The sequence below is a fragment of the Variovorax sp. YR752 genome (assembly GCF_943372545.1).
The window spans coordinates 38144-47462 of sequence record NZ_CALRZC010000039.1; the positions used below are offsets into that span (position 1 = coordinate 38144).

Sequence of the window (9319 nt, forward strand, 5' to 3'; positions counted from 1 at the left end):
CCGGTGCCGCCCTATTTCAATTCGTCGGGTGTCAGAGCTTGTAGCTGAGCTTCAGCCAGGCGTTGCGCGGGTTGCCCTGCGTGTAGCCGTTGTAGGCACCCAGGCCGTTGTAGTAGCGCTTGTCGCCGGCGTTCTCGATGTGCAGCGAGGCGCTCAGGCGGTTGTTGATGTCGTAGCGCGCCATCAGGCCGAACAGCGTCAGGCCGCCTTGCGAGGCACGGCCGAGTTCGTTGAACTCGTCGTAGTAGATGCCGCTCTGGTAGCTCACGCTGCCGCCGACGGTGAGCTTGCTCCATTCGCCAGGCAGTCGGTAGCTGGTGCTCACGCGGAACAGGCGGCGCGGGTATTGCGGGTTCAGCAGCACGCCGTCGGCGTCGCGCTTGGCGTGGTAGGTGTAGCCGGCGAGCATCTGCAGGCCCGGCAGCACCTCGCCGGCGGCGGTGAGCTCGAAGCCCTTGCTCTTGGCGCCCTGCACCGCGCGGTACGGAATGCCGCCGTCGGGCAGCAGCGAGCCGGCGCCGGTGTCGATCACGGCGAGGTTGGTCTCGCGCGTCTTGAAGATCGCGGCGCTGGTGTTGAGCTTGCCGCCGAAGTGCTCGCCCTTCAGGCCCAGCTCGATGTTCTTGCCGCGCTGCGGTGCGATGAGCGAGTTGTTGCGGTCGCGCACCGTGTTGGGCTGGAAGATGTCGGTGTAGCTGCCGTACAGCGAGAGTTCCTTGCTCACGTCGAACACCACGCCCAGGTAGGGCGTGACCACGCCGTTCTCGCGCATGGAGCTCACGCCCGTGCGGCGCCAGGTGGTCCAGTCGAGCGTGGACGCATCGGATTTGTACCAAGTGCCGCGCGCGCCGATGATCACCGACAGCGGGTCGGCCAGCCGCAGGCGGGTCGAGGCGTAGATGGCCTTTTCGGTGGTGCTCGACGGCGCCGTGTACAGCGGGTACGAGAACGAGGTCGGCTCGGGGAAGCTCTGCAGCTGGTAAAAGTTCAGTGGCCGGCGGTCGATCATGCGCGGCACGGCGCCGCGCGTGTAGACCGTGGCGTCGTAGGTGTTGTAGCTCATGCCCACCACGGCTTCGTGCGTCTGGCCGAAGGCCTCGAACGGGCCCTTCAGGTGCACGTCGAGGGCCTTGTTGGCGCCTTCGGCGGGGTTCTCGCGGATGTCGATGGTGGAGGCGCCGGTGCGCTGGTTGATGGCGCGGTAGATGCTCAGGTCGCCCGAGGCGCGCTCGCGCTTGCTCTTGAGGTAGCTGGCATCGACCTTCAGCTGCCAGCCGCCGCCCAGCTGCTGGTCGAGGTTGGCGAACAGCTTGTCGCTGTACATGTCCCAGTAGCTCCACGGGGCGCTCGAGTTGAACGAGCGCGGCAGGTTCGTGCGCTGGCCGTTGCTGAAGAACAGCGGGCTCTGGCCGTAGTTGGCGCCGGCTATGGCGGTCTTCTGGTGCTCGAAGCCCACAGAGAGGCGGGAGCCCGCGGCGAGGTCGACTTCGAGAATGCCGTACAGCGCGTCTTCGGTGCGCTTCTTGTTCTCGATGAAGTTCTTGCCGTCGGTGCGCGAGGCCATGAAGCGGCCGCGCACGGTGCCGGCCTCGTTGAGCGGGCCGCCCACGTCGATCTCGGCGTTGGTGCGGCTCCAGGAGCCGATGCCGCCCGAGATGTGGCCGGCGAACTCGGAGGTCGGGCGCTTGCGCACGAGGTTGATGGCACCGCCGGGCGAGCCCACGCCGTTGAGCAGGCCGGCCGCGCCGCGGATCACTTCGACGCGGTCGTAGAAGGCGGTGCTGATCATGCTCGACTCGCCGGCCACGCTGTTGAAGCCCAGCGTGGGCACGCCGTCGACCATGGTGCTCAGCGCGAAGCCGCGCGACGAGAAGGTCACGCGCTCGTCGTTGCGGTCGGCCACGATGCCGGGCGTCTGGCGCAGCACGTCGTCCAGGGTGACGAGGTTCTGGTCGTCGATCTGCTGGCGGCCGATGACGCTGATCGACTGCGGCGTTTCGCGCAGCGACAGGTCCATGCGCGTGGCACCGGCGGCGGCGCGCGTGGTGTACGAGCCGGTGCCTTCGGTGGTGCCGTCGGTGGAGGCCTGCGCGGCCACGGTCACGGCGGGCAGCGTGGAGGCGCTGGCCGCGCTCTGGCGCTGGATGGTGACGCGCGTGGGGCCGCTGCGCACCGCCACGAGGCCGCTGCCGGCCAGCAGGCGGTCGAGCGCCTGCTGGAAGCTCAGGTGGCCCGACACGGCCGGTGCGGCCAGGCCCGAGACCACGTCACCGGCGGCGAGCACCTGCACGCCGGTCTGGCGCGACAGCTCGTTGAGCGCGGCGCCCAGCGGCTGGGCGGGCACATTGATGTCGCGCGCTTGTGCAGCGGCCTGGTCGGTGCCCTGGGCGGCGGCAAGGCCGCTCCAGCTGGCAAGGGCGGTTCCGAAGGCGGCGGCAAGCGCGGCGCTCAGGAGTCGGTGGCGAGGCGAGAAACGCATGGGTGAAGGCTCCAGACAAATAAATCGGTGCGACATGAAAACCGGGGCGCGCTGCATCCGTCGATCGGATGCGGGGTGCTTCTGGATGTAAGACGTTTGAACTCGAAAAAGAGAGACAGGCCCGTGACACGCCATCGGCCGCCGCGTCGATGCGGGTCGAAAAAAACTGAAAAGGAACGGGCGCGCCTGGGGGCGCACCGGGGTCAGCGTGCCTGCAGGCTCACGCTGCCGTCGGGACGGGTGACCGCCACCAGCGGCAGGATGGCGGGCAGCGCGTCGAGCAGGCCGGCCGAGTCGTTGGTGCGAAAACGCCCCGAGAGCCGCATCGCGTCGATGCGGGCGTCGGCGCCCGTGATGGGCGCGTTGCGGTAGCTGTTGACCGCGGCCAGCGCGTCGCCCAGCGGCGTGTTGTCGAACACCAGCCAGCCGTCGCGCCAGGCCGAGAGGGCGGCGGTGTCGGCCTGGCGCACCGGGTCGGCGTGGCCGTCGCGCACCTCGAGCATGTCGCCGGCGCGCAGGTCGACCACCTCGTCGCTGCGCTCGGTGCCGGCATGGCGCAGCACCTGCACGCGCACATGGCCGTGCTCGACGCCCACGGTGATCGGGCCACCGCGGTCGCGCACGGTGAAGGCGGTGCCGACGACTTCGATGAGGGCCTCGCGCGTGCGCACCACGAAGGGCCGGTCGGCGTCGGGCGCCACGTCGAAGCGGACCTCGCCGCGTGCCATGTCGACCATGCGGCGGCGGCGGTAGAGCGTGACGTCAACGGCGCTTTGGGGGGCGAGGTCGAGGCGGCTGCCGATGCCGTTGGCCGATGCATCCGCGGTATCGGCCAGCGTGACCTTCAGCATCCGCGCGTTGGACGTGCGGTAGGCGGCCTGGAACACCGGCTGCTGCCAGTACCACTGCACGCCGCGCCCCGCGACCACGCCGGCACCGAGCAGCCCGGCAACGGACAGCAGCATCTTGCGGCGCGAGGGGTTGCGCGGTACGGAGGCGGGCGTAGGCTCGTCGAAGTGCGCGCGCAGGTCGTCGGCCATGCCGCCCAGGGCGTTCCAGCGCTCGCGCGCCTCGCGCACGGCGGCGGCGTGCTCGGGCGAGCGGGTGCGCCACTGGTCGAGCGCGAGCCGGGCGCTGTTGGCCGCCGGGCTCGGCGGCGCGATCTCGTCCTCGACGATGAGCGCGAGCGCGCGTTCGATCAGCCGTTCACGCGGAACGACCGCAGGGGCCGCCACGGTCATGAGAAATCTTCAGCCAGTGCCGTGTCGAAACCCGCGTGGCTGTTCACCGCCTGCGGCTCGATCAGTTCCTGGCGCAGCTCGGCGAACACGCGCGAGCAATCGATGGTGGCGCGCAGCAGGTGCTTGGCGACGGCCATCTCGGTGATGTTCAGGCGTTGCGCAATTTCGGCGCGCGAGTGGCCGTAGGCGCGGAACAGCAGGAACACCTCGCGCCGGCGCGGCGGCAGCTGTTCCATGGTTTCCACCACGCGGCGCAGCACGCGGTGCTGGGCCACGACGTATTCGGACGACGGGGCCGTGAGGTGCGTGCCCACGACGGCATGCGAGACGGCCCACTCCTGCGCCACCTTGCGATGGCGCGCTTCGTCGATGCACAGGTTGCGCGCCACGCGGAACAGCAGGGCGCGCGGCGACTCGATGGCGGCGCCGTCACGCAGGCCGAGCGTGTGCGTGTACACACGCTCGAAGCTCGACTGCGCAATGTCGGCCGCATGGTGCGGATCGCGCAGGTCGCGCGTGAGCTGCCGGCGCAAGTCCGCGCAGTGAGACACAAGTTCCTGGACGAGGTCGCGCATCCGGTCGCCTTCTCGCAAGCATCGACAAAAGACCCCTGGGCCGATGGCTGGAGCGCGCCGGTGAAGAGGAGGCGAGGGCGCTGGCTTCGGTGACCCCGGGGATGGGGTGAATAAGAACTATTCTTATTGAGTGTATCACCGAAGCATTGCATCCAGGGGGCTAAACCACGGGCGCGGCGTGGGCGGGCCGCTCTGCGGCCGGCACCTGTGGCGCCTGCGCCGTGTGCCGCGGCGTGGCGTTGAGCAGCGCCTGGCCGATCTCGTCGGAGCGGATGGCGGTGACCGACAGCAGCGTGTCGCTCAGGCCGTGGCTGGTCTCGCAGGCGCCCTGCAGGAAGATGCCCGGGCGCAGCGCCGGCGTGCCCTGCACGCGGTAGTCGCGGTCGACCGAGAAATCGCCCAGGTAGGGCGCCAGCGGTGCCAGCAGCGTGCGGTGCGCGTCGCGCGCGTAGCCGGTGGCGAGCACGACGGCGTCGTAGGCCTTGTCGAGGCGCGCGCCGGTGTTCAGGTCGTGCAGCGACAGGTGGATGCCGTCCTGCGCGGCGCGCACGGCCGACACCTCGTGCCGCCGCAGGAAGCTGTGGCGTGTCGAGCCGGCCACGCGCTGGCGGTAGAACACGTTGAAGATCTGTTGGATCAGCTCCAGGTCGGGCGCCGCGTAGTTGGTGTGCCAGAACTCTTCGAGCAGCTCGGCGCGCTCGTTCACCGAGCGGTTGAACACGAAGTCGGTGAAGTCTGTGTTGAAGATCTCGTTCACGAACGGGCTGTCGTCCGAGGGCTTGATGGAACGCGCCCGCATGATCAGGTCGACCTGCGGCTTCGCGGGGTGCGACTGCAGGTCCATGAAGATCTCGGCCGCGCTCTGGCCCGCGCCCACGATGGCGATGCGGTCGGCGCCCGGATGGCGGGCAATGGCTTCGAGGTAAGTGCTCGAATGGAACACCCGGCCGTCGTCCTTCAGCGGCTGGAAGCGCGCCGGAATGTTCGCCACGCCGCCCACGCTCACCACCAGGTTGCGCGCCAGGCGCTCGCGCACCGCGCCGTTGGCATCGCGCGAACGCACGCGCAGCAGCGAGACCTCGTCGCCCTTCATCTCGGGCACCACCTCGAACACGGCCTCGCCGTAGGCGCAGCGGTCTTCGAACTGCGCCGCGGCCCAGCCGAGGTAGTCGTTGAACTCGTGCCGGCTCGGGAAGAAGCTCTTGAGGTTGATGAAGTCCTGCAGGCGCTCCTTCTCATGCAGGTAGTTCAAAAAGGTGAAGCGGCTCGACGGATTGCGCAGCGTGGCCAGGTCCTTCAGGAACGAGATCTGCATGTGCGCGTTGTCCAGCAGCATGTTGCGGTGCCAGACGAAGCCGGGCTGCTTCTCGATGAACAGCGCATCGACGAAGTGGCCCTTCTGGCGCTTCTCGTCGAGCGCAATGGCCAGTGCGATGTTGGACGGGCCGAAGCCGACGCCGATCAGGTCATGGATTTGCATGGATGTCCTCCAGGGATGGCTCGTGTCGACGAGCCGGGGCCGGCGAAGCGGCGATGGGTTCGGCGCGCGGAATCCACAGCGCCTCGCCGAAGAAACGCTCGCGCCACAGCACGCCCAGCAGGGCACGCTTGTGCGGAAAGTCGAACTCCTTCACATGGGCGTAGCCGCAGCGGCCCAGGCTCCGGATCATTTTTTCGTTGTCGGCGCGCGGCTCGATCACCAGGCGCTGCGTGCGCGGGTCGTCCAAAAAGAGGTAGTGCGACACCGAGGGCATCCAGGCCGTGAGAAAGGGCTTGCCGCGAAAGCGCGCCTCGCCCACCAGCGCATGCCAGCCGCGGTCGTGGTCGGCGGCGTCGTAGAACGGCGCGATGCGGTCTTCCTTGGCCCAGTAGGCCTCGAAGTAGCCGAAGGGCTCGCCGTCGAAGCGGCCGACGAGGCCGGTCACGCGCGGGTCGGCCGCGATGCCTTCGAGGTACTGACGGTGGCGGGCGAGGTCGCCTTCCTCTTCCCAGAAATGCGCGACCACGGGGTCGTTCATCCAGCGGTTGAAGGCGAGCAGGTCGCGTTCGATGTCGACCGTGTCGAGCGTGAGCGTCTGGTTCAGCCACGGGATGTGGCGGCGGTACACCGTGCCTTGCGGCTTGGCGGGGCGCAGCGGATGGCGCTTGCCCTGCGTGACGACGAAGCGCTGCGCAAAGGGCTCGCGCGGCTGCGGCAGCCAGGCGCGCGGCCACTGCCAGAAGGCCTCGCGCGCGACCGTGGGCAGCGCGCCTTCGGCCGGCGTGACGATGCCCGCGTCGACGAGCCGCGTGCCGCTCGGCAGCGGCGATTGCAGCGTCAGATGCCGCGCGGCCGGGTGGCGCTGGAAGGCCGCCTCGATCGCCGCCAGCAGGTGCGCTTCGTCAGGCTCGCCCGCGCACGCGCCCAGCCATTCGAGGCGCGGCTTGCCGGGCTGCTCGCGCAGGGCCCAGGTGCTGCTGTGGCGGTCGCCGTCGTGCGGCGTCACCTTGAGCGCGGTGCCTTCCAGCCGGACGTCCAGCACCCGGCCTTCGGGATGCGCGTGAAAGCGCCATGCAGTGTCGTGGGCGGCCAAGAAAACCTCCGTGCTGTGATCGATGTGGAACGTAGAAGGAAGACGCGGGCTGCGGCCGGATGTTTAGTCGGCGGTGCTGGCACAGCGCTCGCGCTCGAACTCCGGCGAGAGCGGACACGCGCTGCAGTAGCCCAGCCGCGGCACGAGGTAGTAGAGGCAGCACTGCCGATACAGCGTGACGGGCGGCGCGCTGCGGTCGGCCACGCGCACGCCGCGGCGCGGGGGCATGAACATCGGGTTGTCGCGCAGCGTGCCGCACGGCTGCGGCCAGGTCGGGCGGTGCAGCAGATGATCGAGGTCGGCGGCCACGGCGGGCGATTGGCCGCTCATGCGCAGGCCTTCTTCGAGCACCGGTTCCAGGTAGCGCGCGGCGTTGCCCCAGAGGATCTTGGGTGCCAGCCGCGTGAGCTGCGTCAAGAGCGCGAACAGCGGCGCGAGGTGTTCCCACAGCAGCACGTCGTAGCGCGCCGCCGTGTCGGTGCCGGGGCGCGGCGTGCCGAGGTCGGTGATGTGGAAGCACTCCGGGTCGCCGTCTTCATCATCGAGGCTGACCCAGACCTGCTCGGGCGCGACCGGAAAGCCGTGCTGCAACAGGCTTGCCGCCGCGGCCACGGGCGGCAGCAGCGCGTGCAGGTAGTTCATGCTCCAGGCGGACGCGACCGCGCGCAGGTCGCGCTCCGGCATGTTCAGCGTGCGTGCCTTGAGGCGCAGCAGCGCCAGCAGGCGCGGCGGGTCGGCCAGCAGGTCGGCCACGCGCACGGCGTCGGGCGGCGGGTGCGCGGCGCAGGCCAGCGTTTCGCCGTACGGCGCCCACTCGCCCTGGAAGATCGGCGCGAGCAGGGGGATCACGGGGCGAGGCCGAAGGCGGCGTGGGAAGCGTCAAGAAGGCACGAAGGCATGCAGCAGAAGACGCGCCGGCGGCCCGGAAATTTAGTCCGCCGCAGTGCCGCGCCTAAACAGCGTGCGTCACGGAGCGTCTACTCACTCATCGACAGCAGTGCAGGCGTGCGAATCCCCATGAGCTTCCCGAGACACCGTCCCTCCGATCCGGCCTTCAGCATGGCCTGGCGGCTTTTTCGCGAGCTGCACGATGCGCCGTCGCCCGAGCGCGCCGAGCAGCTCGTGGCCTGGCTCGGCCAGGACCCGAGCCACGTGCGCGCGCTCGACGAGGCCCTGACGCTGTGGGCGCTGGCCGGCGCCTCGGTGGTGGAGGCCGCGCGCGAGGCGGGGGCGCAGCCGCTGCTGCAATAGGCGGTCGCCCGTCGGTCTCGGTTTCCTAAACAAGCGGCCGCGCCGAACGTCATTGCAAGGAGCCCGTCTCCCTTTGCAACGAACCGTCCGCCGCATGAACATCACACCCGCCAGCGCCCCCGCGTCCGAACTCGTCCGGCTGTTGCGGCCCTACTTCCCGTGGATCGCGCTGTCGACCGTGACCGGCATCGGCGCGGGCGTGGCGACCGTCGCGCTGCTGGCGACCATCAACCAGGTGCTGCATCGCCCCGGCGGCCTGGCCGGCGGGCTGCTGCTGACCTTCATCGGCCTGTGCGTGGTGGCGCTGGTCGGGCGTGCCACCTCCGACATGTCGAACAACGTGGTCGGGCAGCGGCTCGTGGCGCAGGTGCGCAAGAGCCTGGCGCTGAAGATTCTTGCGGCGCCGATCGATGCGCTCGAGCGCTACCGCATGCACCGCCTGATGCCCGTGCTCACGCAGGACGTCGACATGATCAGCGACGTGGCCTTCATGCTGGCCTCGACCATGATCGCGCTGGCCGTTTCCCTTGGCTGCCTGGGCTACCTGGCGTGGCTGTCGCCGCCGCTGTTCGGCTTGTTGCTGGCGGCGCTGCTCGTGGGCATCACCGTGCAGAGCCTGGCGCATGCGCGCGGCATCTCGGGCTTCTTCAAGGCGCGCGAGCAGGAAGAAGCGCTGCACAAGGCCTACCGCGGCATCAGCGAAGGCGCGAAAGAGCTGCGCATGCATCGCGCGCGCCGCGCCAAGGTGTACGAACAGCAGGTGGCACACACGGTCGAGCGCATCCACGACATCAACCGGCGTGCCATCAACATCTTCGTGCTGGCCTCGTCCTTCGGCTCGGCGCTGTTCTTCTTGCTGATCGCGCTGATCCTCGGCTGGGCCGCGTTCCGCGACACCGCGCCGGTCGTGCTCAGCGGCTTCGTGCTGGTGCTGCTGTTTTTGAAGGGCCCGCTCGACCAGGTGGTGGCGGCGCTGCCGCATTTGGGGCGCGCGAAGGTCGCCTTCGAGCGCATCGGCGACCTGTCGGCCCGCTTCGCCACGCCCGAGCCGCACCTGGACCTGCACGCGCCGCCCGCCACGCCCGTGCTGCACGACGCCATCGAGCTGCGCGGTGCGCGCTATGCGTTCCCGGCGGTGGAGGGCGCGGAGCCCTTCCTGCTCGGCCCGGTGGACTTGCGCATCGGCCGCCGCGAGATCGT

The 9319-nt window shown here is 69.6% G+C and carries 8 protein-coding genes; 2 read left to right on the forward strand and 6 right to left on the reverse strand.

What is annotated here, in order from left to right:
- Positions 1-31: 31 nt before the first annotated feature.
- From AAG801_RS12115 to fhuF, 6 genes are all read right to left on the reverse strand, one after another.
- Positions 32-2479, reverse strand: a complete 2448-nt coding sequence (locus AAG801_RS12115) for a TonB-dependent siderophore receptor (protein ID WP_341888592.1) — start codon at positions 2477-2479, stop codon at positions 32-34.
- 203 nt (positions 2480-2682) lie between these two features.
- A complete protein-coding gene (locus AAG801_RS12120; protein WP_341888593.1) occupies positions 2683-3720 on the reverse strand; it encodes a FecR domain-containing protein in 1038 nt (345 codons plus the stop codon).
- A complete protein-coding gene (locus AAG801_RS12125; RefSeq protein ID WP_099791583.1) occupies positions 3717-4295 on the reverse strand; it encodes an RNA polymerase sigma factor in 579 nt (192 codons plus the stop codon). Before AAG801_RS12125 ends, AAG801_RS12120 begins: the two co-directional genes overlap by 4 nt.
- 160 nt (positions 4296-4455) lie before the next feature.
- Positions 4456-5775, reverse strand: a complete 1320-nt coding sequence (locus tag AAG801_RS12130; protein ID WP_099791581.1) for a lysine N(6)-hydroxylase/L-ornithine N(5)-oxygenase family protein — start codon at positions 5773-5775, stop codon at positions 4456-4458.
- Positions 5762-6868, reverse strand: coding sequence for a GNAT family N-acetyltransferase (locus AAG801_RS12135; protein WP_341888594.1), 1107 nt, complete (start codon positions 6866-6868; stop codon positions 5762-5764). Before AAG801_RS12135 ends, AAG801_RS12130 begins: the two co-directional genes overlap by 14 nt.
- Positions 6869-6931: 63 nt before the next feature.
- The gene (gene fhuF, locus AAG801_RS12140; RefSeq protein WP_341888595.1) at positions 6932-7717 is read right to left on the reverse strand and encodes a siderophore-iron reductase FhuF; all 786 of its coding nucleotides are present in this window, start codon (positions 7715-7717) and stop codon (positions 6932-6934) included.
- 168 nt (positions 7718-7885) lie between these two features.
- Between fhuF and AAG801_RS12145 the strand changes: the two genes are divergently transcribed.
- Complete coding sequence (locus AAG801_RS12145) at positions 7886-8119, forward strand: hypothetical protein (protein ID WP_070062443.1); 234 nt, start codon at positions 7886-7888, stop codon at positions 8117-8119.
- A 94-nt stretch (positions 8120-8213) separates the two neighbouring features.
- On the forward strand, positions 8214-9319 hold a 1106-nt coding region (locus AAG801_RS12150; protein WP_341888596.1), incomplete at its 3' end, for a cyclic peptide export ABC transporter.

Bases quoted from the DNA above. Each gene is read 5' to 3' on its own strand.
- AAG801_RS12115 (WP_341888592.1), bottom strand. From the start codon at position 2,479: ATGCGTTTCTCGCCTCGCCACCGACTCCTGAGCGCCGCGCTTGCCGCC.
- AAG801_RS12120 (WP_341888593.1), bottom strand. From the start codon at position 3,720: ATGACCGTGGCGGCCCCTGCGGTCGTTCCGCGTGAACGGCTGATCGAA.
- AAG801_RS12125 (WP_099791583.1), bottom strand. From the start codon at position 4,295: ATGCGCGACCTCGTCCAGGAACTTGTGTCTCACTGCGCGGACTTGCGC.
- AAG801_RS12130 (WP_099791581.1), bottom strand. From the start codon at position 5,775: ATGCAAATCCATGACCTGATCGGCGTCGGCTTCGGCCCGTCCAACATC.
- AAG801_RS12145 (WP_070062443.1), top strand. From the start codon at position 7,886: ATGAGCTTCCCGAGACACCGTCCCTCCGATCCGGCCTTCAGCATGGCC.